Origin of the sequence: uncultured Nisaea sp., assembly GCF_963974195.1 — a bacterium.
Taxonomy (GTDB): Bacteria; Pseudomonadota; Alphaproteobacteria; order Thalassobaculales; family Thalassobaculaceae; genus Nisaea.
The window spans coordinates 22,883-47,782 of sequence record NZ_CAXBDC010000010.1; the positions used below are offsets into that span (position 1 = coordinate 22,883).

Here is a 24,900-nt window from a genome sequence, read left to right on the forward strand (position 1 = left end):
CCCGCCTGGCTCATCGGTTGTTACATTTCGGACCACAACGCGAGCTCACGTGCTTTGGTGCTGCCCCATCCCATCGCCTTTGCGATATCGGCCGGGATTTCGGTTGTCGGATCCGGCTTCTCGCCACGTCCGAGCTTTTCGACAACGTCTTTCAGGCGGGGCAAACAGATTGTGGCGAGATCATACCGGTCAATAACCGTTTGCCGCGCGGCCTTGCGGATCACATCCATCTCTTTCGGATTCCGGAGAGCCTCAGCGACGATCGAAACCAAGGCTTTCGGATCATCATAATCAACAAGCAGGCCATTCTCGCGGTGACGGATCACTTCGGAAACCGGCTTTGTCTCACTGGCAATCACCAGGCATTCCTTAGACATAGCCTCAAGCATCGACCAGGAGAGCACAAACGGATAGGTAAGATAGATATGGGCACTTGAGATTGACTGCATCCGGCCGAATTCGTCATAGGGCAGCCGGCCGAGGAAATGGAGCCGGCTTGCATCCAGGGAAAGATGCGAAATCAGCGCTTCCTTCCAGCTGTCGGCATAGCCGGGGCCAGCACCGTAACTCACCTCTTCCCCGCCGGTGATCAGGATATGCGCATTAGGGCATGTCTCGAGGATCCCCTTAAGGGACGCGGCAACAACATCAAACCCGCGATATGGCTCGAGGTTTCGGGCCACATACGTCACCACTTCGTCCCCGGCCGTCAATCTGCGTCCATCCGCCAGGTCGATATAGGCCTCCGGCTGGCGGACACATGTATCGGTATCGATACCGTCATGAACCACCGTCATGTTCTCCCGGTGTGCTTTCGGATGCGTCGACCATTGCCAATAGGTCGGCACATATCCCCAGTCGGCGTCCGCCATGGTCAGCAACATGTGAGCATTACGGATGCGCGTGCGACAGTCCCGGTCGACATCGGGTTCGGTTTTTCTGAAATCCGTATCGGTGCCGTGGCTGCGGTAGAAAAATTCGTTGAACGTCAACAACCGCGCCCTTGGGAAAACATCTTTCATGAACAGCGCTTCACCCCATCCGGTATGAGCACAGATCACATCCGGATCAAACCCCTGCCCTTTCAGGGTGAGGCAGAGTTTGGCCACCGCCTGTCCGTGCAGGAGCTGATCTTCCATACGGTCAAAATAAGGATGCGTCGGCTGCTTGGCTTCCCTGTGCAATTTATACTCAACCTTGCGCACGCCAGGCATGTTAGGCCGGCCAGGCTTTGTCACAAACACAACCTCGTGCCCGTCAGCGGCCAAAGCGGGCGCCAGATGCTTGAACTGACCTGGCATATTCTGATGCACAAAGAGAATTTTCATTGAGCTATAGCCTTATGGACGCAGCCGAAAGAAATATGATTGATACTCGCTTCACAGGCGCTTATGAATTCCCGAACGTTGCGATGCAAGCTCAGTTCAGTTGCGAGCTGCGGAAAAATCGTACGCAGAAGCTGTTTCGCAACAAGGTTCTTACTTCTGGTATACTCCGAAATAACGATCTCATGATCACGGGCTAGATTTCATGGCGAGTAAAAATGCGCCGATGAGTGCCGATAACGCCATCGACGATCCTCTACGGAAAATCTTCGAGACGTGCCGCGGCGCTTTTGTAACGGCAGGTGTCTTCAGCTTTGTAGTCAACATGCTGATCCTGACGATGCCGCTTTACATGTTCTCCCTGTTCGACCGCGTGCTCGGCACAGGCAATATGGCCACGCTGACCCTGCTCGCGCTGATGGCCTTCGGCGCCCTGTTGGTGCAGGCCCTTGTCGATATTGCCCGCACTCACGTTTTCACACAGGTCAGTTCCTGGATCGACAAGCAACTCTCGCCACAATTGTTCGAGAAGTCGATTACCGGATCGCTCATCCGGGGACGGCGCGCGGGTGACGCTCTGGACCATCTTCAAGGCCTCCGGATGTTCCTTGGCAGTCCCAGCCTTTTCATGCTGATGGACATACCGTTTATCCCAATTTTTCTCGCCGTCCTGTTTGCCCTTAATTTTGCGATCGGTGTGACCGCCACGATGGGTGGCCTAATTCTCGTTGTCCTTGCCATCATCAATAAAGTTGTCACTGAGTCCACGCTTGCAAAGGCGTCCGCGGCAGCCAACCGTGCCAAAAAAATCAGCCGTTCTGCTATTGATAATGCGGATATCGTCGAAGCCATGGGCATGCGTAAATCGCTCATGAACAACTGGACAACGTACAATGAAATGGCCCTGGATCTCCAGGGTAACGCCAGCAAGACCGCAGGCGTCATCCAGGCTTTTATCAAGATGATGCGGATGGGCATCATGATGGCGGTCATGACCGTGGCCGCGATTCAGATCGTCGATCCAGCCAGCGGCCTCTCTCGCGGCGCCATGATGGCTTCCGTCATCCTGGTTTCGCGTGCCTTGATGCCCATGGAAGCAGTCGTCAGCTCTTGGTCTCAGGTTGCCGACGCGGTCCAAAAGTACGGGTATCTCTCCTCGATCTTGCGCGGCATCGCAGGCAAGCCGGAAGACAGTGTTTTCCCGCTCGAACCAAAAGGGCATCTCTCGGTAGAGAATATTCACTATGAAGTCAGGGCACTGAGCCGACCGATCCTGTCGCGCGTATCTTTTGAAATCGAACCTGGACTGTCCGTTGGAATAATTGGCCCATCTGCCGCCGGGAAAACATCGCTCGCACGCTTGATCGCCGGCATTGAACAGCCTACAGCCGGCGTAGTGCGCATGGATGGTGCTGATGTTTTTCGGTGGCCGAGTGAAGATCGGGGACGGTATGTCGGATATCTGCCGCAGCAAGTTTTGCTTTTCGAAGGCACCATTCGCGACAACATTTCCCGGTTTAATGAGGATATATCCAACGAGCAGGTCATCCAAGCCGCCGAAATGGCCGGCCTGCACCATATGATCCTAAACATGAAACAGGGCTATGATACCGAAGTTGGCGATGGTGGCAGTCTGCTCTCTGGCGGTCAGCGGCAGAGGGTTGGGCTGGCTCGAGCGCTGTTGGGAGATCCGAAACTGGTTATCCTGGACGAGCCGAACGCCAACCTGGACACCGAAGGCGATCAAGCCCTAAAGGACGCCATTGAAAATCTGAAGGCGCGCGGGACAACAGTTGTCGTCATCCTGCATCGCCCCAATATTCTTCAGATTGTAGACAAGATTTTGGTGCTTCGTGACGGCGTCGTACAGAAGTTCTCTGATCGCGATGAAGTCATGCCCCTGATTGGTGGGGCGCGGCCAACACCGAAAGTCGAACATAGCGGCGCCAGAGCGGTCGCCGACACCTAACCACGAGGACGCTCCATGGCGGATGCCACGCTCCCGGATGTCAGCAAGGAATTGCTGAACAAACGCCTCCCGATACTGCCGCGAGAGGATATCACCACGGCTGGTCCCGGGAATGGACTGAAACCAACCTGGCGACGATCCTCACTCGCAGGGTGGTCTGTGCTGGTTGGATTCTTTGTTCTTTTTGGGGGCTGGTCCATCGTCGCCCCGCTGGCCAGCGGTGTTCATGCCCCCGGCGAGTTGCGCGTGGTGAGCGAACGCCAGGTTGTGCAACATCCGGACGGCGGTATCGTTAAGGACCTTCTTGTCCGGGAAGGCGACACTGTCGAAAAAGACGAAATTCTCATGCGTCTCGACCCGCTGCAAACCAACAGCGAGTTCGCTCGGCTGGAGAATCAGCTTAATGCCGTCCGCGCAGAACGGGCACGATTAGAAGCCGTCCGCGATCGGCAGAGCAGCATCACTTTTCCCGAAGAGTTGCTAAAGAAAGCAAGCGATCCTGAAGTTTCGCACTTGATGGAGATGGAACGTAAAGTCTTTGAGGCGGAACAACGCTCCATCGACAATATAAGCAAATTGATCGATGAACGTATCGCACAGCTGGAATCTCAGATCACTGGCTCCAAAACCAGACTTGATTCAACGCTGAACCAGATGAAAATCATCGACGAGGAGCTGGCTGGTGTCCAACAGCTTTATGATAAGGGGTTAGAGCGCAAACCCCGTCTCCTGTCGCTACAACGCGCAAAAGAACAATTGCGCGGTACTGCCGGACAACTGGAATCAGCGATAGCTCAAAGCCAGCAATCCATTGGCGAGCAAAAACTGCGTATGTCTTCTATAGAGACAGAGCACAGGGACAAAACAGCAGCAGCCCTGCGCGCGAATTCAATTCGCCTTCAAGACCTTCAGCAAAACGAGAGCGTCTGGAAGGATCGCGTTGCACGGATTGAAATCCGGTCCCCGGCCGATGGACAAATCGTCGACTTGCGTAAACACACAGAAGGCGGCGTCGTTGGAGCCGGTGAAGTCATCATGAGTGTCGTGCCTGCGCACGATGAGCTTATAGGTGTGGTTAAAATCAAACCTAAAGACATTGACGCCCTTATGATCGGCGTTCCAGTACAACTCATGCTCTCCGCCTTCAACCCACGCACCACGCCGCCCGTCGACGGGATCTTGACCTCGGTTTCGCTCGATGCCATTACCGATCCTAGGGGACAGGAGTTTTTCGAAGCGCGGATCCTGATCGATCCAGCGTCTCTGAAAATCAATATTCCCGACGCACAGCTTACGGCAGGCATGCAGGTCTCCGCCCTTATCTCTGTTGGAGAACGGACCCTTTTCGAGTACTGGATGACTCCGCTCCTATCCAGCCTCCATCAAGCTATGCGGGAACCGTGACGGATTCGGTCATCAGAGGCCTTGCGCAACATTTCGCTGAAGACCGTCGATCATGAATAACGCCCAGCTTCCGCCCGGTGTGCTTCGAAACCTGCTCGCTACGGCCGATGCTGCCCTCGCCAAGAAGCGGTATGATGCCGCTGAACGTTTTTACAGGATGGCTCTCGCGGTAAAGCCCTACTCAATCAGGGCGGAAACGGGGCTTGGGACGTTACATCTCAGAGACGGGCATACCGGCAAAGCCCTGACCAATTTCAAAAACGCGCTTTTGTTTCGCCCAGGCTTCGATAAAGCGTTGGCCGGTTTCGCGCATACGAAATCAATGCAAGAGCATTATCAGGATGCCGAATTCTGGTATCGACGCGCCTTGATTGCAGCGGACTCATCCCGAGATATAAGCATTGCACTCGGCATTACCTGCCTCCGTAACGGTAAATGGAAGGAAGGCTTCCAACGATATGATTTGAGGGAGGGACGACAAAACCTACTTGATTCCATTGGCGCGGGTCACGTCTGGGACGGAACATTTTCTCTCGTAGACAAAGAAATCATTGTTATTGGAGAACAAGGACTCGGAGATCATATAAATTTTGTGAGGTACTGCGGCCTAATTAAAGATCTAGGAGCTTCCAAAGTAACTTTTTTCACACGGCCAGAACTTGAAAGGCTTTTCAAGCTTATTCCGGAAATTGACGCAGTTATCTCTGATGGCAGGAAAGCCTACCCCACTGATTATATAGTGATGGCTATGAGTCTGCCCCGAATATTTGGAACCACTCCCAAAAACATCCCGCGAACCGAGGGATATATAAGTCTGCCGCAACATCATAAAGGCAAGCCGCCACACGACTCATCCAAGCAAGATAATCTTCTGGTCGCCGTTGCATGGCAGGGAAATGCCAACAATTCACGTGACACAGTCCGTTCATGCCCGTTTGAGATTTTCTCCGCATTAATTACTTCGATCCCTGAAGTTACCTTTATCGCGTTACCTTGGGATTACCCTGCAGAAGACAAGGATGCTCCCCTCAACCTGAGACCATTCAGCAATGACATTAAAGATTTTCTTGATACCGCGCTCAATCTCCAGGACGTCGATCTGGTGATTTCAGTCGACACAAGTCTTGCTCATCTAGCTGGTGCAATGAACAAGCCTACATGGCTGCTTCTCGGCCAACAGCCGGATTGGCGATGGCTTGCAAAGGGGGCTTCCGGGCTTTGGTATGATTCAGTGAGACCTTTTAGGAGCAAGGGGAACTGGCAATCTCTTATCAGGCGTGTATCGAAAAAATTATTAACTGAAAAAGATATTCTTTTGGAGAAAAGGGTGCTCAAAGAAAAAGAACCCAATACAAATGGACGACAGTTCTCACATATGGACTAAATTTCCGAAGAAACACCTATTGGCAGCTATGAACATGAACGAACTTATTCTCGATCCTGGTAATCCCCAAACTTGGGAGGTCGCAGGACAGCAAAAGCTTCTCCAGTCAGACGGGCTCACCGCTGCACGATATTTTACGCGCGCATTGTCATCAACAAACGAACACATTGCTTCAGACATATTTTTAAAACTTGGTCTCTCCCTTGAAATGGCCGGGGACTTCTCTATGGCCGCTGATAACTATATAAAACATTTCAAAATGTGCCAATCCACAGGTGAGTTCAACAAAAAATCCTTATACAGGGCACTTGGTTGTTTTCATAAATTAAATGACTTTAAATCTATTACAAAATATTCAAATAAATTAAACCCGAATGACTGGAATGATTCCCCCGGAATTCATGAAATAATTGGATACTCAAATTTTCATCAAGAGAACTTTCTTTCGGCAATCATCTGGATACTTTCAGCGCCTCTTCAAAGAGATTTCGATAAAGAATATCAAAATCTATTTAATTTCATCTTAGATAACACACCAAATTCTTATAATAATTTTGACCCAAAATATATTCTTACATGTGCGTCAAAACAAATATTCAATTCTCACAAAAGAGCAAAATCAATACTTCGCTGGCTTAGCCTGAGAAAAAGCATAGAAACACTTAGATACTCCCTCTCATCACTGGAATTAATTTTAGCGTCTGAAGGGAACTGCATTCCATACATCCTCTCTTTAGAAGGACAACATGGGACAAAAGGAAGAGTACAGCACCGTGCCCGCCAGTGCCTGATATTAAACCCTGAACACATCCCTGCTTATGCTCACATTCTTCCGGGAGAAGAGGACCTACCATCAGATTCGCCCGCTGAATTTTGGGTAGAAAGATGGGCAAAGGCAACCCTCATAACATCAACCTCTGATCCGGCAATAATAAATAAAGCTGTTATTTCCCTTAAAAGCGCAGAAAATAGTGACATTAAAAACTGTTACCTGATACGAGCAGCAAATTTATTCCCCTCATTTCCAGTGATTCAATATAATGTTGGATCATATTTGAATGAATGCGCTCTTGCAGAATCTGCAGAACCAATATTACGCCGAGCACTTATTTATATTCCAGATTATGCAAAAGCTTGGAGTGCCTACTCTGTATCACACTGTATTATGCTTCAACCACAAGAAGCCATTGATGCCTCTAAAAGGAGCATAAATTCAAATCCTGATCTTGCCTCAGGATACACAAATTTAGCTATGTCCTATAGAGGCGCTGGAGATATTCCGAATGCAATTGTTGCCTCAAAGGTTGCACTTAAGAAAAACCCTTCGAATGCAGTAACCCGTATGGGGCTTGCCTTTAATCAATTATCTGATGGTGCAATTGAACAGGGTTTCGAGAATTACCTTTCCCGATGGCAACAAAAAGGGTTTCCATCGCGGAAAAGACCCTTCCCTCAAAGAGAGTGGGTTAACAACAAGCTCGCCAAGCATGAGAAATTTCTTGTGTATATGGAACAAGGCATGGGTGATGAGCTTATGTTTTCCTGGTTTTTATTGCTGTTAGATGAAAAATATCCAAATCAGATAATTCTAGAATGTGACGAGAGACTCGTTAATTTATTTCAGAGATCGTTTCCGCGAGTTGAGGTATTACCTCGAACAGCTCCTATTCAAAGCAGATTATTCGAACCCGATGTGCGTTGGAAATTGCCGATAGCACATTTACCGCATTTCTTTACCAGCAAGATTAGAGCATTAATCAAAGAGCGTTGGTCACTTCCGCTTCAACCATATATATCCGGTTATGGTTGGCTTACCTTAAACCCGACCAGAGTCCAGTTTTGGCGTAAATATCTGGAAAAACTTAGCAACGGTGATAAGCGCTTAGTTGTTGGAGTCGCTTGGCGAAGCGCAAATCTCGCAAGAGCCCGCGCCCTTCAGTATGTCTCACCAGATGAGCTAGTGAGATCGCTGCCAGATGGCGCTCTCGCCATCAACCTTCAGTATGTATACGATGATTCAGAAATTGAGATAATAGAGGCCGGCTGCAAGAAACGCGATATTATATTCCACACCATTCCGGATCTGGATTTACGTGATGATCTGGATGAGATTATGAATCTGTGCGGCGCTCTTGACGCTCTCGCTTGCCCCCTTACTTCGACAGCCTTTATGGGCGGGTCACTCGGAGTACCCACATTTGTGTTCCGAAGCGCTCCGTCATCTGAAATTTGGCAACAGCTCGGGACCCCCCATCTCCCCTGGCTGCCATCGATTAGGGTCTTTTTCCGTGACCCTCGTGATGATTGGGGTGATGTTCTTGATATGGTACGGGACAGATTAACCTTATTGGCCAAGGAACATACAATTGTTGCGAAATAAGGGATCAACTTCAAAGGTAGGTTTGAAGACCTCCAATCAAGAAAATGATGATTGGTCACTCCGCTTCCCAACGAAACTTATCAAGGAGCAGACGTTATTGCTGCCGGTGCGGTTATCCCCTGGCTACGCAGCGAGCACTCCTCCGGTAATAGCCATCCCTCTTGATCAGCTCAGTGATCCGGGAGTGGCGCGCCTAGTGAATGATGAGTACTTGGGGGATGGATTTGAAGCTTTTGAGCGTGACCATCTGCTCCGTTATTTAAGGAGTGGAGATTGCCTAATCGATATAGGAGCCCATTTTGGGCTCTATTCCATTTTTGCATCTGCATCAATAAAAGGTCTGCAGTGCGTAGCTTTGGAGCCACATCCCGTTAATTTCAAAATCTTGGAGACATCTATTAGATATAGCCACCTACATGGCAGCATTAAGGGCTTGCAATGTGCCCTCGGCGAATACGATGGCGTTGGAAAGTTACGCATTAATTCCAGCATGGGTCATCACTTGGCGAAGGATGACGTTGCTGGATCCGATGTCATGGACACGCCGGTACACACATTGGACAATCTGATCGAAAGATTTGATTTAGGGCGCTCTGCCGCTCGTATCTGGCTTAAGATAGATACAGAAGGCCGTGAGAAGCTGGTGTTATCCGGAGCGCGAAATCTGCTTCGAAGTGGCCATGTTCAGGGAATATTATGGGAATCGAGTGTTGGCCCTCTTGAAAATCCAGAGAATAAGGAAATCCAATTGTTCCTAAAGGGTTTTGGATATTCTACACAAAAAATCACTCCTTACTCCATGTTCAGCATCCTGGTAGAATGAAATCTTCAAGAATTATCGAATAACATCTCTACGCGACTGAGAATTTCTGCGAATTCGATATCTTCAGGATAATCTATATCGATCGAACGCCAGCCTTCCATGACATGAATAGCGCTGTTTTCGTCATGAATTTTCCCTGTCTCCAGAAATTTCCTGGCATGGAATACATAGACAGCGCCATTTATTGCCCATGATCGATTATTCAAAGATTGCCATTTTACCCATTCATTTCTTTTATCCGCCTTTTTCCCTAAGATCGCTTTTTCTTCAGCGTCGCCAAATGACGGGGATACAGGTACTCGCCATCTGGTGACAGAAACTGCACTGTCCGCCTGTCCACGACGCACTGGTTCCGCAGTCAGGTCTATATCCGAAGCCGTGCGAAATGGGGATGTTAACTGGATGAGAATGATCGAATCATTCTCAAGAGACAGAGATTCTATCGCATGCCGTATAGCATCTTCTGACGTCGCGGTATCACTCGCTAACATGTCAGGGCGCTTCAGAATTTCAATGTGCGAATAGCTCTTCGCAATTTGGATTAAGGCAGCGTCATCAGAGGAGAGAACAATCCGGCCGCAGGATTGGCTTTTCCGTATTGCCGTATAAGCCCGTTCAATAAGGGGTTTCCCACCGACCGTGCATCGGTTCTTGCCAACAAGCCGTTTTGAACCCGCACGGGCAAGGATCAGCGCGACAAAGGGTTTTGTCTTGTTTGTCATAAAAAAAACGGGCGAATCATCTCTGATTCGCCCGTCTTCATTCTTTGGAGACCTTAGTTGAACGTGAAGTCGTTCAGATCCAGGGTCGTCACACCGGTCACTTTGATGATTGCATAATCACCACCGGTTGCGGCCGTACCGTTAACAACAACCGTAACCTGGTTGCTGCCAGAAACTTGCAGGATCTGCGCATCCGAACCAGCAGAGACAGAGCTTGTGATCTTCATGCTCGGCTGAACAGAAGAACTGAACCCGAAGCCAGTGAGACCAATCTTATCGCTGCCATCTTCAAAGTTGTAGATGAAGGCTGCAGTAGCACCTGCGGCGATATTAACGGAAGCATTTGCCTTGCTGACAAAGAAAGTGTCGTTTCCGCCACCGCCATACAGGGAGTCATGCCCACCACTGCCGGTCCATGCAGAGTACAGCACGTCAGCGCCATCCCCACCGTAGATCAGGTCTGTGGAAGCTGTACCGCCATAGACAGTATCGTTACCAGCACCAGCGGAGATCGTGTCATTGCCAAGGCTGGCATTGACCAAATCATTACCGTCGCCACCGAACAAGGCGTTTCCGGCAGAACCGTCGGAAATCGTGTCATTACCGGCGCCGCCATAAATGACTGCGCTACCAGACGCATTGCCAACCACGCTCAGCGAGTCGTTACCATCATCGCCGAACAGCGTATCGCTACCTGCCGTACCAATGATCGTATCGTCACCAGCACCGCCCGACAGGATGTCGTTACCGGCACCGTCCCGGATAACGTCGTTGCCAGCACCACCGTCGAGAGTGTCATTGCCAGCACCACCGAAGAGGCTATCCGCGCCAGCGTTACCGAAGAGAACGTCGTTACCTTCGCCACCGTCGACCGTATCGTTGTCCTGGCCACCGTAGATCGTATCCGCACCGGCAGAACCCTGGAGCACGTCAGCACCAGCATTGCCATAGATGAGATCGTTATCACTGCCACCGACAGCCGTATCGTTACCCAAGCCGCCGAACAGAACGTCCGATCCGGTCTGACCCAGCATGCTATCGTTACCGGCGCCGCCATACAGCGTATCCGTACCTGCAGAGCCGATCAGGGTATCGTTACCCTTGTTGCCGTACAGAAGATCGGAATCAGAACCACCGTCGATGCTGTCTGCATCGGCGCCACCGAAGATCGTGTCAGCACCGGCACCACCAAGGATCGTGTCATTCTCGGTGTTACCATAAATCAGGTCAGAACCGGCATCGCCGCTGATGGCATCATTACCGGCACCACCGTAGACCACGTCAGAACCGTCGCCAGCAACAATGGTATCGCCACCAAGGTTACCGAAAACAGTGTCCGCACCGGAACCTGCGCTCAGGACGTCATTACCCTGACCGCCATACATGACGTCAGAGTCGCCTTCGCCAGAAATCGTATCGTTGCCGAGGTTGCCGTAGAGAATGTCGTTACCGTCTGAAGCGAGAATAAGATCCCCGTCCTGACCGCCAAAGACAGTGTCTGCGCCGGAACCGGCTGAAATCGTATCGCCGCCCTGGTTACCATAAACCAAGTCGGCTCCGCCAAGCGCGCTGACGATATCGCTACCAGCAAGAGCAGTGATCTGATCAGAATTGCCCGTGCCAGTAATCGTATCCGTCGTACTGGTGCCCGTTATCGTTGCCATTACAACCCCCTAGTTAGCATCAAAGCTACACCAAACCGTTCTGGGTTAGCTTTGGTGCTGCAGATGGATTTCGTCAACCAAAAAATCCTGCACACCAAGCGAACGCCAGTCCTATAGATAGCCGCTTTTGTGCGGCTCGCGAAATTTCTTACACCGCTTGCCCAATGAACGCAAGCGGTTACCCCAAATCCTGAACATCATAATACAACAACCCGCTGGGCGATCTCACTCACCGCCCCATGGCGTATTGAATGCCCCGGGAAGTGGAAATTTTATGTTTAAATTCAGTCTATTAGCGGCAAATTATCGCGAACAGACAGCCCCCCCTCTCCGGCATAAGCGGACAAAGGTCATTTTAGGGAGGACGATTTCTGCCGAGAACATGAGGAAATCAGTCTCGATAGCGTGACTTCTCGGCAACAGATCGGCCGGAACCTGAGAATCTGTTTACTGAAAGGCCCGGTTCACCGCGCAATTCAAGCTTCCGGGCACACTCCATTGTCGCGGCCACATCAGCTCCACAGCCGGCAGCAACGGGCTACAGGAAGCATCGGGGGGATATCGCCAGTCGCGCTGAACCCTGTTCAGCAATGCAATCGCAGGTGTCCCTGCCGCGACCGACAGCGGGACGAGAGACGTCGCGGCACTGACAAGGACATCCACGCCCCCGATAGCATCCGCCAATGACGGCAAATCATGCCAGACATCGAAATCGGGGCGGAGAATCCGCTCTTTGCCAAACAGGGCCTCGACCTCGCACCAGTCATCCCTCGACATGCCGTACTGCAATGGCAGGAACAGGGTGTCATCCAGGGAGGCGAGTTCTGCGAAAGCCTCCAGGGAAAGGCCGAAAGAGCGGTGCGCCAGCGGCTTTACGCTGCGCCACCCAAGTCCGACAATCTTCTTGCCGTGTCGGCCGGCCCGCAAACGCTCTCTGACCTTGACGAGATCTTCCGGCCGGTCCCGAGCCCAGCCTGCCGGTGCCGGAGCTTCCGAGAGGCCTAGCGAGTGAGGCAGGCTGAGTAGCGGTAATTGCGCATCAAAGAGTGACGTGTCGAGCGTCCGCTCCATGTTTCTGGGAATACATTCAACAAACGGAAAAACGCGGTTTACCAGAGGAACAAGCCGTGCATCGGTCTCCACGACAAAGCTTTCATGGCGCCCCCTCAAAGAGGAAATATATCCGAGTCCCCATATCTCATCACCAATGCCCTGCTCTCCCCAGAGGAGAATCCGGTCTCCGGAAGTTTCCGCCGGCTTCCAGAGAGGAAGATCGAACGAGCGAACCGGATAAAGAGACCGCCCTGGTGATCGCTCAAGATCATGCCCGTACCAGCGATTCTCATACTCGGCAAACCCCTGTTGATAGGCTTGGGCTTTCAGCAAAAGTATGGCGCGATTGTTCTTGAGCGCAAGGTTATCGGGCGCCATCAGAACCGCACGGTCATGGAAGGCCAGCGATTCCTGAACCCGCCCGAGATCGTGCAACACCGCTCCGACATTATATGTGTAAGCAGCATTCTGCGGGCGCATCATCAAGGCCCTGCGCGAGAACCCAATAGCCCTCTCCGGCTCGGACTGATGCTCATACATCGATGAGCGGTTGACCCATATAGCAGGCGAATCCGGGATCAGGCAGGCAGCAAAATCCAGAGCCTGCGCAGCAGAGGCAAACTCTCTCTGGTCTATCAGAAATGCTGAGGCGGCGATGTACCCGTCACAGATGTTTGGGGCTGTCAGCACGGCACGCAGAAAAGCTGTACGGGCAAGCTTGTCCCGGGCTTTCTTTTGCTCCAGAAGCGCACATTCGCGCCAGGCCTCGGAAGATAAAGGGTCGGAGGAAATCACCGCCTTCAGAAGTTCGGAAGCGGCCTCCAACTGGTCCATGTCAATCAGTCGCGTGGCGGCAACCACACCAGCCTGCGCCGCACCACCGCAAACCCAGCTCCATGCCCGCAGTCTGCGGCGGTCTCCCTCAGTGACGGAAACAGGGATCAAAACACCCAGATACTCGTAGGCCCGGGACAGCTCCGGGAAGAGAATAGCCGCGGCCCGCAATGGTCCCCAAATTCGGAGCGCTTCTCCTGACGCCAGATACCGGTTGGAAAGATTAACATATAATCTGAAATCGTCGGGGGACAGAATGATCGCGCGCGTCAGGAATTTGACCGCGTCGCGCGGCGCGGACGCCGCAAGAGCGGCCCAGCGACCTGCCGCGTCCGGGTTTAGGAGTGTCAGGCGTTTCTGTTCCCGCGCGTTTTGCGCCACAGAAATTGCATCGCCTGACAGGTGTTGAGCCATTTGTAGCGTGCGTCCAGTTGATGTTTAATCGTTGACCTAAGCGGGCCTCAAAGCCCCAGGCGCTCTGATCTCGGAGCGTCCTTGAGCGAAACCCAGCCACCGACTTCCATGCTCCGATACAGAGCATGAAGGAAGGCCAGGGCCTTGCTGCCTTCATCAACAGAGACAGGCACATCCGTCTTCCCGGCGCGCCAATAGTCGATGACTTCGCGAATATAGGGGCCGTGACCGAGGCCATAGCTGGTCGGAACGTCCTGGGAGAACGTTGCCTGCACATCCTCGTCACCGGCTTGCGGCTCAATCGATTCCCATGTCTCGACCAGGTTGATCGCCCGGCCGCCTACCTTAGCGAGGGCCTTGTCACCAACAATATGAAGAGAAGCCTCGAAATCCCGCGGACGCGCCGCCGTCGTGGCTTCGATCGTGCCCATGGCACCATTCTCGAACCGGACGATCGCGGTCGCCGTATCCTCGGCTTCCAGTTTGTTGATCACGGCCCGGCCCTGGGCACAAACCGCCTCGATCGGGCCTCCGAGCCAACGCATGGCATCGATATGATGAATGGCCTGCTGGGATAGCACCCCGCCATCCATCCGCCAGCGGCCATGCCAAGGGTCGTCGTAATAGGACTGGTCACGACTCCAGTGCACCCGGATACCAACGGAAACCAGCTTGCCGAACCGGCCCTCATCCATCGCGCCCCGCAGGAAGCGCATCGCCGGATTGTAGCGGTTCTGTTTGATTTCAGCGCAAATCAGTCCGCGTTCACGGGCAATCCGCGACAGCTCCTCGGCATGCTCAAGCCGCAAGGCTACCGGCTTTTCGACAATCACGTTGATGCCGGCCTCAAGCGCCTTCTTCGCATGCTCATAGTGATTGCCCGACTCGGTCAGGATGCAGAGGAGGTCGGGTTTTTCCGCAAACAGCGCATCCATGTCGGCAACCACCGGGCTGCCGCCAATATCGCCGGCGAAGGATTCCGACTTGGACCGGTCGAGATCCGTAACCGCCACGACATCGGCGATGTCCGTCAATTCGTCCCGGAACACTTCCCGATAACGCGCCGAAACCCGGCCGCATCCCAGAACCCCGATCCGAGCCCGATTCGCCCTGCTCGCTTCCATCCTCACCATACTCCGCTTACTGCTTTCCAGGCTCCCCACGCATAGGGCAGCCCTATCATGTTATCTCGTCAGACTTTTTCACCGTCACCCAAATAGGCGAACCAGGTCTTTGTCGCATCCGCGATTGAATCAGGATCCCAGAGCGGAGCATCCTTCCAGCGTTCGATATCCGCCAGCATACGGGCCACGCCATCCTCAAAGGAAATTTCCGGCGCCCAGCCAAGTTCGCCCTGCAGCTTGGAAATATCCGCCCAGGTCACATCGGGCTCGCCCGGTCGCTTCGGAACATAAACGACCTCGCCGCCTATCAGCTCGACAAGCCGGTTGATGGATTGCGGGTTTCCGCCGCCGGCATTGTAAATCTCGCCGGATTTCTCGGTCAAAGAAGCCGCGTAAAAGGCGCGCGCGAGATCGGACGCATAGATGAAATCCCGCCGCTGCGTGCCGTCACCAACAACCGTGAAGGGTTTCCCCGCAAGTTTTTGACGCAGGAAAACACCGAAAACCGCTCCGTAAGCGCCGGTAGTCCGAACCCGCGTGCCATAGGCATTGAAAATCCGTACCGAGTTGGCCGGCAGCCCATAGACCTGATGCCAATGCAATACCGCCTGCTCACCCTGATACTTGCTGAGAGCATAGGGATATTGCGGCTGCGCGGGATGCTGCTCGGTGGTCGGTGTGTCCGCCAACCCGTAACAGGAAGACGACGCGGCATAGACGAGCTTCTCGACATTCGCCTCGCGCGCGCATTCCAGAACATGGACGGTGCCTTGTGCATTCGTCGCCATATAATCGATCGGACGCTCGATCGACGGCACAATGTCGCCGATTCCGGCAAAGTGGTAGACGAAACGTGCACCTTCAAAGGCGGGCCGCATGGACTCGATGTCCCGGATGTCCGCCTCAAAGATCCTGAGATCCGGATTGTCCGCATGGTGTTTTAGATTCGAGCGATGACCGCCGACGAAATTGTCGACCACATGCACACGGAACCCTTCGGACAACAGGAGGTCGACCATATGACTCCCGATGAAACCGGCACCACCAGTGACGACCGCTGTATACGCCTTATGCACTTGGCTCATTCCCTCTGCACGGTTGAATTCCTGAGGCTCACACCCGATAACGACCTGAGTAACACAAGCGGTGACAGAATTTACAGACTGCTGCTTGATAATAAGACAATTTCGAGGGTTCAAACGGCATGGCAGTTAAATGGGTTCTGGAATCGGATCTGATATTCCTAGAGCCAGCAGTGCGTTTTGCGCGCCTAAGCCCCAATGCCATCCGTGAATATGCCGGCGACACTAAGATCGGCGCCCTGGCCTACCCGGCTCCATTTTGCCAGCATTCCTCGGACTGGATGCGCGCGCTCTCTCATATCGTGAGCAGAAGTCGCGACTATTCCCTCTATCTGGTAAAAGTCAGCTCCGATAATGACCGGAAGGAGCTCAGCCGGACCCGCATCGTTCCAACACTCGATACCGAGACGCTGGACCTTCTCCGTCAGATAAATCAATCAGGAACCAATGTGCTGGAATCGCAGAGCAAGCGAATTACCGCCGCGATGGAGCGCCTGCGGGAGCGCGCCAAATTCGCTCTGACAGACGATCTGTCACAGCTGTATGATGCTGATCAGCACGATCTTGATCTTCAAAAGTAGGTTTTTCCGCGCACCCAGATGCCAAAAGAATGCGCAGCTTGAACCATGGAACGGCTTGGACTAATTCAAGGTGAGCAATACACGCGATTCAAACAGATGCGTTTGATCGCCCCTCGCAAAACCCTCAAAGGTCTTCTCGGATGAAAAAATTCGTCTTGCTTCTGATACTCTGCACTGGCCTTGCGGCCTGCAATTCGGAAGAGGAAGCCGTCGACGGCCGCTGGGTTGGCACGATCTCAGCCGAGGACCGGGTTGACCTCAGGATCGAAGGACAGCGTCCCGATGACCAGTTTGTCGTGATTTTCAAGCCCGGGCAGGTTCGTCTGAATGATACGGTCCGCCCCGTCGAATACCTCTCCAACAACGGGCGGACGATCGTGCATTTCAAGGACGAGAACCGGGCATTGACGGTCTATCACGAGGAAGAAGACCCGAAAACGATCGAGCTGAACGCTGTCAGCTATTTTCGAGGCAAGGTTCATCGCTTTACCCTGCATCGCGCTCCGGACGAGCAATAGCAGGGTAAAAGTAGCTAACGACAATGCCCCCTTCGCAAAAACATATCGGGATCGCATGGCATCTCGACCAGCTCTCCGGATGGGGTAATTACGGCTACCAGATAATCAAGCACATGTGCCTTGGCACAGAATACAGGCCGGTCTTGCTTGAGGACCGAGACGAAGGTTTCAGCGACTCACTCGAAAAAGCGCTGATCGACAGGCGGCTGGATGAACCACTGAAAGCCAACCCGGGCCTGGTCGAGCGGATGATTAGCATCCGCCGGAAAGCCTCTATCCCGGTCCTTCACGCGCTCGGCGAGGATGCAAGGCCCGCCTTCTCAAAACACTCGGCCGGGATCGTCGGTTCGACGAACCACGCTCTTACATTCTTCGAGAATGGCAATATTTCCGAGCTATCCCGGGACATCTACAACCGGTTCGAAAGTGTCACTGCCGGCTCCTCCTGGAACACCGAGCTGCTCGCCGGGAACCGGGTCCGTAACGTCGAGATGTGCATACAGGGAATAGATCCATCCCGCTTTCATCCAGCGCCCAACCGTGCCCTCTTTCCTGACCGCTTCGTCATATATTCCGGAGGGAAAATGGAATTCCGCAAAGGTCAGGATATTGTCCTTCGCGCGATTTCAAAGTTCATTAAAACACACGACGATGCCTTGCTGATTTGCGTCTGGGGAAACAAATGGGCAGATAGCAGGGGATATCGCTGGTTTGACAATTCTTCACATATTGAAAACCCGCCCCGCCCAAAATCGGATAACGATGTCGACCTGTTGCGCTGGTTCGAGGCCTTTGGCCTGCGGCAGAGGCATGTCATGGCATTCAACCACTATCCCCATGCAGATACCCCGGGTCTGATCCGTGAGGCCGATGTTGCCGTCTTTGCCAATCGATGCGAGGGCGGCACCAACCTCGTCGCCATGGAAACAATGGCCTGCGGAATCCCTACGATCATCTCCAAGAACACAGGGCATCTTGACGTCATATTTGATGGAGCCTGCCTGCCACTGTCGGATCAGCGGCAGGTCGTCATCGACGAGGCTGGGTACGACACCAGTCACTGGGGCGAATCATCGGTCGATGAAATCATCGCGCATCTTGAATTCGCCTATGATCAACAGGAAAAAGCACGCTCCATTGGCGCTGAAGGTGCCCGGAAAATGCAGGAATTCACCTGGGACAAACAGGTAGGGCACTTGATACAGGGCCTGAAAAAACATGGCCTCTGAAGGCAACCTTCCCCTATGCGTTCATGCTCTTGGCTGGTTTGAGGGGCGCTTCGGATACAATACCCACACACGGAACTTCTTTGACCGGCTTTCCCTTCTAAAACCCGTTACCACCTCCCCGATGATCGGACTTGAGGGGCCTTGGGAAGAGGATAGACAGCTCCTCCTGCAAACACCGAATCTCACTCCCCATGCAACAATTGCCCTCCTGTACGGTAATCTCATGGGTATTCTCGACGACGCACCGGGGCGGCGTATCGCCTATACCGTCTGGGAATCCACCAAATATCCTGACGACTGGATCGGGCCTCTTTCACGAGCAGACGAGATTTGGATCCCCAGCAAATGGGGGCGCGATGTCCTGATCGACAATGGTCTTCCGGCTGAACGGATTCATGTTGTCCCGGAAGGCGTGGACCCGATCCTGTTCAACCCGGACATTGCCCCAACCGAAGCATTGAAAAGTTTCAACGGATTCAAGTTCCTCAATATCGGCCGTTACGAGGAACGCAAGGGAACCGCCAAGCTGATCAAATGTTTTGACCGGGCATTCGGAAGCAATGACGAAGCTGTCCTGGTTCTTGCCTGCGACAATCAGCACGACCCCGATTTCAATATCGGGAAAATCCTGCGGGATCTTGAATTGCAGCACCCGGAACGCATCGCCTTTATCCCGCCGGTCCGGTCTCATGCGCGCCTTGCAGAAATATACCAGTCTTGTGACGCCTTCGTTTCGCCTTTCCGCGCGGAAGGGTGGGGGCTGCCCGTGATTGAGGCCATGGCTTGCGGCCTCCCGGTCATCGCGACAGGCTATAGCGGCCCGACCGAGTTCCTTGGCGACACGGCTTACTCAATAGACTTCAGATTGACCGATATCGATATTCCTTACTTCGATGCATCGGACAGCAACTATGGCCAGTGGGCCGATCCTGACGAAGATCATCTGATCGCCCTGATGCGCGAAGTCTACGCAGAGCGGGAAGCCGCCAAACGGCGCGGCCTGCAAGGCTCAAACCATGTCATTGAAAATTTCAGCTGGGATCACGCAGCGAAAAAGGCTGCGGCCCGGCTAGATGAAGCAATTTCCCGCTGACCCGTCCGATCACAAACTCGCCAAAGCGTTCCAGGCTCGATAATTTGCAGCAAAAGTTGCTCGCGCGCTCGCCTGCGCGGCCGTCGACAGAGCCTGATCCCGCATAAGCAAAAGCGCGGGATCCGCATTGCGATAGCGACGAAGAAGCTCGATAAGCTGAAGTGCAATCTTCTCCGGTGTAACGCTGTCTACCCAAACGCCATTTTCCGCAGAAGCTATTCCCGTAAGGCCGCCTCCATGATCCGCGAACGGAAGCAACCCGGCCGCCATGGCGTCAAGAAGTGGCAGCGCGGAGCCGGACAGCGGACGAAGAGTAAGCAGAATATCGCATGTCGGAAGATTTTCCTGCCAGCCCGACAGGTCGCTGAAATTCAGCTCAACCCAGTCTATACCGGCAAAATCCGCATCAGTCCGGGAAACATATCCCTGGACGAATTTGACTGTGGCGCTTCGGTGCGAGAGATACCCGATCCGTGGTAGCCGGCCGTCTATCTGCCTGTCCCGCTTTCCTTCAATGGCATAATGGGCCGCGACATTAAGTGTGCCGAGTTTTTGTCCATGCGGGTAATGACGGATATTTTGTTCATGCGCCTCTCCGGGAACCAGCAATGCGGCGACCTTATGCTGGGCTCTGATCCAGCGTTGAGGCGTTTCCCAAAACACATACGGGTTCCAAAGGAGAGGAGCCAACAGACAGGCATCTCCAGCTCCTTCTTCCAGCAAGGGAGCTATCGTTGCATGCGCGCCCAGATCAAAAACGAAAACCGGCAGGCTGGCACCCTCAACAGCGGCTTTGTCACGTACCTGTATCAGACGTGCCTGTAATCCTGCTTCCGTGAGAAGATCCGCCTGCGACTGATAGAATCTGCGTTTTTCCTCTTTCCACTCCTCATCCTCGGTGAGGACAAACACGATCTCGCGGTGGCTCATTGCTCAGCACCCAAAAACGATCGCCAGAAAGCCAGCAGCTCAGCTTCCATGCTGTCCTTTTGGTATAGAGCCGCCGTCTGCCGGCCGGCCGTGATCATGTCGGAATAGGCACCCGGATCCTGCTTCAACCTATCAATGGCTTCGGCGACGAGTCCGGCGAGGCCGTCGGGTGTCACCTGATCGTACCAGATACCGTTCTCCGGCGTTGCATAATCCAGCCCTCCGCCACCGTGATACCCGATCACGACACAACCGGCCCGCATCGCCTCAAGCGGGGGAAGTCCAAGTCCTTCATTCCCGCTTAATGACAGAAAAATAGCGCTTTCCGCCATGATCCGCGCAACCTCGTCAGGGTGCATATTATTGATACTGACAAATTTGATCTGCGCATGGTCGCGATGCAGATACCGCAAGTGATAAATCACGGTTCCCGCTTCGGTCAGCCGCTTCCGCGGCATGTAGCAAATCTGGAGTTTCTTGGCTGGTTCCGGGACCTTTTTCTGCATGATGCAGGGACGGAGAACAACCGGATCGGTCACGCCATGTACATCCCGAAGATAGGCCGCCGCAGGCTCCGAAACGCAGATAAATGCATCAATCGGAAAATCCGAGAGCCGTTCAGACGGTTCGAGATACTGATCGAGGAAATAATGGTTCTGACAGAAGAACACCTTGCACAAGGGCATCGCGACAATACGTTCGAAATGCTTCCTCGGTATGGAATCGTGCAGGACGGCCACATCATCTTTGGAAACACTAAACTTGTTGCCATCGACGATTGGCACGGTGGGCGATAGCCAGTCCGGCCGCGCTCCCTTAAGCGTCGTGGAAATCTTTGCATCATATCCGGCCCGCACAAGGGCCTCGACATGTGCAGCCTGAACCATCACACCGCCGACAGGGGTCTGCAAATTCTCAATCGACAGATAGATGATCTGGCTCATTAAACGGTTCCGTTCAGGGCATCATGAATCGAAAAACACTTTTGATCCGATTTGCCTGAAAGGCGCCACACTGCGAAGGATTCGAAGAATGCGATCCGTAGCATCCCCGTCCCCATAAGGACTTACCGTTTCCCGACAATCCATCCCGAGCCCCCGGCCGATAGCACTCAAAATTGCGTCACGTTCCGGCACGCAATCAATGACAGAGCTCGCTTTCAGGCGGCCATCCTGCCGGGTGCCTATATTGATCGTTGGGATGCTGAAAGACGGAGCCTCATAGAGTCCGCTGGACGAATTTCCCACAACCATCGAGGCATGACGCAATGCCGAGAGATAGAGCAACTGACCAAGCGACTCGCGGGCGATGATCCGGGGAGAGCGCGCGGCCGCCTCCACCAAAGCCTGATTGAGAGCAGCGCCGCCGCTATCCGCATTGGCGTAAGTGACAAGCGATACGTGATCCGTCGGAAGTGCTTCGAGCGCAGCCAGAAGCTCGCCAAACTGTTCTATGGGCGAGCCCTTGTCCGCCGTCGCCGGATGGAAGGTCACGACGAGCAGGTGTTTGCCGAGCGGTGCGCCTACGCGCCGCTCCACCTCATCTCTCGACAGCAACTCAAGAGAGCGGATCGAGTCGAGGGCCGGCGTTCCGGTCGTATGCACTGTCGCCGGGTCTTCCCCCATCCGGACCAGGCGCGCGCTGGCCTCCTCGTTGGTCGTGAAATGCAGGCTGGAGAATTTCGAGATCGCGTGCCGCAAGCCATCATCAAGCGAGCCTGACGTGACATCCCCACCGGCGATATGTGCAATGGGAATATTCAGCAGATAGGCGGCCGACGCGGCAGCGAAGGTTTCGAAACGGTCCCCCAGCAACAGCACGAGGTCCGGCCGCTTCAGACTCCAGGCTTTGGTGAATCCGGCCATCCCCGCACTGGTCGAAAGCGCCACCTCTTCATGAGAGCCGCCGGTCGTCTCGCAATCGATCCTGCCGGCGATCTCGAAGCCCACGGCCTCGACTTCCTCGACAGTGTTTCCAAACCGGGACGACAGATGCATACCGGTGACATAGAGATCGAGCACGAAACCCGGTTCCGCGAGAATGGCATCCAGAACCGGTTTCTGAATGCCGAAATCAGCACGGCTGCCGGTCACACCGGCAATGATCTGGCGCTGCATGCCGTCAGCCCTGGCGTCCGAGCTTCGGGCTGCTCGGCAGATTAACGATCCGGTCCACCAGCTCTTCCGTCACCGCAAGCGATGCCCTTGGGCAATCGCTGTTGAAAGAAAGCTCGTGCATCGGCGTCCAGCAGGGCCGAGCCTGAATGCCGTCTCCGTTCAACGCCTCCAGCAGGGCTTCACGCGCGGCCCGGTCGGGCACCATGACCACGTTGAGCCAGTAATTGCTGACACAGCCTTCCGGCTGGCTGAAGAATTGCACGTCCGGAACAGTGGCCAGCGCCGCACGATACCGCTCCGCCAGGGCCCGCTTTTCCGAAAGGAATTGCGGCAGCATCTCGAACTGGGCGCAGCCAAGGGCCGCGTTCAGGTTCGGCAGCCGGTAATTATAGCCAATTTCATCATGATCGAAGGCCCAGCGGTGCGGAAGCTTCGCCGTCGTTGTCAGATGCTTCAGCCGCTTTGCCAGCGCTTCGTCGTTGGTCACGACCGCACCGCCACCGCCGGTCGTGATCGTCTTGTTGCCGTTGAAGCTGACCGCCGCGAGCTGGCCGCAGCTTCCCATCAATTGGCCGTCCCGGGACGACCCAAGGCTTTCCGCCGCATCCTCAACCAGAACCAGATGCCAGCGGGCCGCGACCTCGATCAGCCGGTCCATCCGTATCGGATGCCCGAACACATGCATCGGCACGACCGCACTGATCCGCCGGCCGGTCTTCCGGTTGTAGGACACACCGTCACGGACCTCGGCGATCTCACCGAGATAGGCATCCAGCGCGTCCGGGTCGAGCCCCAGAGTCTCCCGCTCGCTATCGACGAAATGCGGCACCGCGCCCGCATGATGAACCGCGTTGCAGGACGCAACAAAGGTCAGAGCCTGAACCAGCACTTCATCGTCTCGCTGAACACCTGCCGCGATCAGGGCGATGTGCAGCGCGGCCGTGCCGTTGACGCAGGCGATACCGAAGCGGGTTCCCGACGCTTCCGCCACGAGCTGCTCAAACCGGTCGACATAGGAGCCGACGGAGGAGACCCAGCCACTATCGATACAGTCCTTCACATACTCCCATTCGCGGCCGATGAATTCCGGCTCGTGCAGGGGCAGCGGGCGGCTCTCCGGGAGCACCGAGCGCACGGCATCGACAATGGAGGAGGGATCGAACGCATTGTTCTTCAGAACGGTACTCATCAGACCTGGTACCCTTCCGGATAACGGGCGAGGTTCGCCGGATCGGTGAACCACTCAATGGTTTTCTCAAGCCCCTTGTCGAAGCCGTCCCGGCCGCCATGCGCCGGCGCCCAGCCAAGGCTCCCCTCGGCCACCGCGACACCGGCGAACAAGCGCTCGACCTCGCTGGCATCGGGGCGCATGCGCTGCTCGTCCGAGACGATCTCCACATTACGCCCCATCACCCGGCCGATGGCCGCTGCCGTCTCGCCGATGGAAATCTCGAACCCGCTGCCGATATTGGTCACCCGGCCGATGGCCGCATCGGCCGTCATCGCCGAGACGAAGCCCTGCGCCGTGTCGCGGACGAAAGTGAAATCGCGGGTCGGCGATGTGGCACCCAGACGGATTTCCTCCGCCCCGCGCGCGAGCTGCGTGATGATGGTCGGGATCACGGCACGGGCGGACTGGCGCGGCCCGTAGGTGTTGAAGGGACGCAGCACCGAAACCGGCAGGCCGAAACTCTTTTCGTAGGAGAGCGCCAGATGATCCGCCGCCGCTTTGGAGGCCGCATAGGGGCTCTGCGGATTGACCGGATGCTCCTCGGTGATCGGCACGAACTGGGCCGAGCCATAAATCTCGCTGGTCGAGGTGCAGACGACCCGCTCCGTCTCCCAGAGACGCGCCGCTTCCAGCACGTTCAACGTGCCGGTAACGTTGGTGTCGATGTAGCTTTCGGGCGCCCTGTAGGAGTAGGGAATCGCGATCAGCGCCGCCAGATGCAGGATGGCCGACGCGCCTTTCGCCATGCCGACGACACAGCTCCGGTCGCGGATATCGCCGAGCTCAATCTGAAGGCCGCCGCGCAACTCCTTCGGGATCGTCTCAAGCCAGCCGGTCGAGCCGAAGGAGTTGTAAAGCGCGAGCGCCCGCACTTCCCGGCCCTGTTCCAGCAGCGTTTCAACCAGATGCGAGCCGATGAACCCATCAGCGCCGGTCACCAGAACCGGACCCGTCATGCCTGTCCCCATAAGATCGTGCGCGCGGGAACCATGCCGCCCGCGCCAGACGCCGGACGATACATCA

Annotated in this window: 20 protein-coding genes; 9 read left to right on the top strand and 11 right to left on the bottom strand. The window is 54.5% G+C overall.

Going from position 1 to position 24,900, the window contains the following annotated elements; genetic code table 11:
• Window positions 1-20 precede the first annotated feature (20 nt).
• Window positions 21-1,328, bottom strand: coding sequence for a glycosyltransferase family 4 protein (locus tag AAC126_RS04030; protein ID WP_339850337.1), 1,308 nt, complete (start codon window positions 1,326-1,328; stop codon window positions 21-23).
• A gap of 202 nt (window positions 1,329-1,530) precedes the next feature.
• Here AAC126_RS04030 and AAC126_RS04035 point away from each other — a divergent pair, with 202 nt between their 5' ends.
• From AAC126_RS04035 to AAC126_RS04055, 5 genes are read left to right on the top strand one after another with little or no spacing between them, the layout of a single operon-like run.
• Window positions 1,531-3,294, top strand: a complete 1,764-nt coding sequence (locus tag AAC126_RS04035; RefSeq protein ID WP_339850340.1) for a type I secretion system permease/ATPase — start codon at window positions 1,531-1,533, stop codon at window positions 3,292-3,294.
• A 15-nt stretch (window positions 3,295-3,309) separates the two neighbouring features.
• The gene (locus AAC126_RS04040) at window positions 3,310-4,698 is read left to right on the top strand and encodes an HlyD family type I secretion periplasmic adaptor subunit (RefSeq protein WP_339850343.1); all 1,389 of its coding nucleotides are present in this window, start codon (window positions 3,310-3,312) and stop codon (window positions 4,696-4,698) included.
• Between the two features lie 52 nt (window positions 4,699-4,750).
• Window positions 4,751-6,082: a hypothetical protein gene (locus tag AAC126_RS04045; protein WP_339850345.1), complete on the top strand. Its 1,332-nt coding sequence runs from the start codon at window positions 4,751-4,753 to the stop codon at window positions 6,080-6,082.
• Window positions 6,083-6,116: 34 nt separating this feature from the next.
• Window positions 6,117-8,462 carry a hypothetical protein gene (locus AAC126_RS04050; RefSeq protein WP_339850347.1) on the top strand — a complete coding sequence of 782 codons (2,346 nt, stop codon included), beginning with the start codon at window positions 6,117-6,119 and terminating at the stop codon, window positions 8,460-8,462.
• Window positions 8,449-9,285, top strand: a complete 837-nt coding sequence (locus AAC126_RS04055) for an FkbM family methyltransferase (RefSeq protein ID WP_339850349.1) — start codon at window positions 8,449-8,451, stop codon at window positions 9,283-9,285. Before AAC126_RS04050 ends, AAC126_RS04055 begins: the two co-directional genes overlap by 14 nt.
• A 5-nt stretch (window positions 9,286-9,290) precedes the next feature.
• Here AAC126_RS04055 and AAC126_RS04060 read toward each other — a convergent pair whose 3' ends face one another.
• The 5 genes from AAC126_RS04060 to AAC126_RS04080 all read right to left on the bottom strand — a co-directional run bounded on the left by AAC126_RS04060 (window position 9,291) and on the right by AAC126_RS04080 (window position 16,181).
• The gene (locus AAC126_RS04060; RefSeq protein ID WP_339850351.1) at window positions 9,291-10,007 is read right to left on the bottom strand and encodes an acylneuraminate cytidylyltransferase family protein; all 717 of its coding nucleotides are present in this window, start codon (window positions 10,005-10,007) and stop codon (window positions 9,291-9,293) included.
• 53 nt (window positions 10,008-10,060) lie between these two features.
• On the bottom strand, window positions 10,061-11,557 hold the full coding sequence (locus AAC126_RS04065; protein WP_339850353.1) for a calcium-binding protein: 1,497 nt from the start codon (window positions 11,555-11,557) through the stop codon (window positions 10,061-10,063).
• 561 nt (window positions 11,558-12,118) lie between these two features.
• On the bottom strand, window positions 12,119-13,972 hold the full coding sequence (locus AAC126_RS04070; RefSeq protein WP_339850355.1) for a tetratricopeptide repeat protein: 1,854 nt from the start codon (window positions 13,970-13,972) through the stop codon (window positions 12,119-12,121).
• 47 nt (window positions 13,973-14,019) lie between these two features.
• On the bottom strand, window positions 14,020-15,096 hold the full coding sequence (locus AAC126_RS04075) for a Gfo/Idh/MocA family oxidoreductase (RefSeq protein ID WP_339850358.1): 1,077 nt from the start codon (window positions 15,094-15,096) through the stop codon (window positions 14,020-14,022).
• Window positions 15,097-15,164: 68 nt separating this feature from the next.
• Window positions 15,165-16,181 carry an NAD-dependent epimerase/dehydratase family protein gene (locus AAC126_RS04080; protein WP_339850360.1) on the bottom strand — a complete coding sequence of 339 codons (1,017 nt, stop codon included), beginning with the start codon at window positions 16,179-16,181 and terminating at the stop codon, window positions 15,165-15,167.
• Between the two features lie 119 nt (window positions 16,182-16,300).
• Here AAC126_RS04080 and AAC126_RS04085 point away from each other — a divergent pair, with 119 nt between their 5' ends.
• From AAC126_RS04085 to AAC126_RS04100, 4 genes are all read left to right on the top strand, one after another.
• Complete coding sequence (locus AAC126_RS04085; RefSeq protein ID WP_339850362.1) at window positions 16,301-16,759, top strand: hypothetical protein; 459 nt, start codon at window positions 16,301-16,303, stop codon at window positions 16,757-16,759.
• Between the two features lie 140 nt (window positions 16,760-16,899).
• Window positions 16,900-17,277: a hypothetical protein gene (locus tag AAC126_RS04090; RefSeq protein ID WP_339850365.1), complete on the top strand. Its 378-nt coding sequence runs from the start codon at window positions 16,900-16,902 to the stop codon at window positions 17,275-17,277.
• 23 nt (window positions 17,278-17,300) lie between these two features.
• Window positions 17,301-18,506, top strand: coding sequence for a glycosyltransferase family 4 protein (locus tag AAC126_RS04095; protein WP_339850368.1), 1,206 nt, complete (start codon window positions 17,301-17,303; stop codon window positions 18,504-18,506).
• A gap of 223 nt (window positions 18,507-18,729) precedes the next feature.
• Window positions 18,730-19,599 carry a glycosyltransferase gene (locus AAC126_RS04100; protein WP_339850370.1) on the top strand — a complete coding sequence of 290 codons (870 nt, stop codon included), beginning with the start codon at window positions 18,730-18,732 and terminating at the stop codon, window positions 19,597-19,599.
• Between the two features lie 9 nt (window positions 19,600-19,608).
• On the opposite strand, the gene AAC126_RS04105 is transcribed toward AAC126_RS04100, so the two are convergent.
• The 5 genes from AAC126_RS04105 to AAC126_RS04125 are packed head-to-tail and all read right to left on the bottom strand — an operon-like array spanning window position 19,609 to window position 24,833.
• On the bottom strand, window positions 19,609-20,529 hold the full coding sequence (locus AAC126_RS04105) for a hypothetical protein (protein WP_339850372.1): 921 nt from the start codon (window positions 20,527-20,529) through the stop codon (window positions 19,609-19,611).
• Complete coding sequence (locus AAC126_RS04110; protein ID WP_339850375.1) at window positions 20,526-21,473, bottom strand: glycosyltransferase; 948 nt, start codon at window positions 21,471-21,473, stop codon at window positions 20,526-20,528. The genes AAC126_RS04105 and AAC126_RS04110 overlap by 4 nt, the downstream gene beginning before the upstream one ends.
• Window positions 21,474-21,494: 21 nt before the next feature.
• The gene (gene neuC, locus AAC126_RS04115) at window positions 21,495-22,646 is read right to left on the bottom strand and encodes a UDP-N-acetylglucosamine 2-epimerase (protein WP_339850376.1); all 1,152 of its coding nucleotides are present in this window, start codon (window positions 22,644-22,646) and stop codon (window positions 21,495-21,497) included.
• A 4-nt stretch (window positions 22,647-22,650) separates the two neighbouring features.
• The gene (locus tag AAC126_RS04120) at window positions 22,651-23,835 is read right to left on the bottom strand and encodes a LegC family aminotransferase (protein ID WP_339850378.1); all 1,185 of its coding nucleotides are present in this window, start codon (window positions 23,833-23,835) and stop codon (window positions 22,651-22,653) included.
• A complete protein-coding gene (locus AAC126_RS04125; protein WP_339850381.1) occupies window positions 23,835-24,833 on the bottom strand; it encodes a GDP-mannose 4,6-dehydratase in 999 nt (332 codons plus the stop codon). The genes AAC126_RS04120 and AAC126_RS04125 overlap by 1 nt, the downstream gene beginning before the upstream one ends.
• Between the last annotated feature and the right edge of the window lie 67 nt (window positions 24,834-24,900).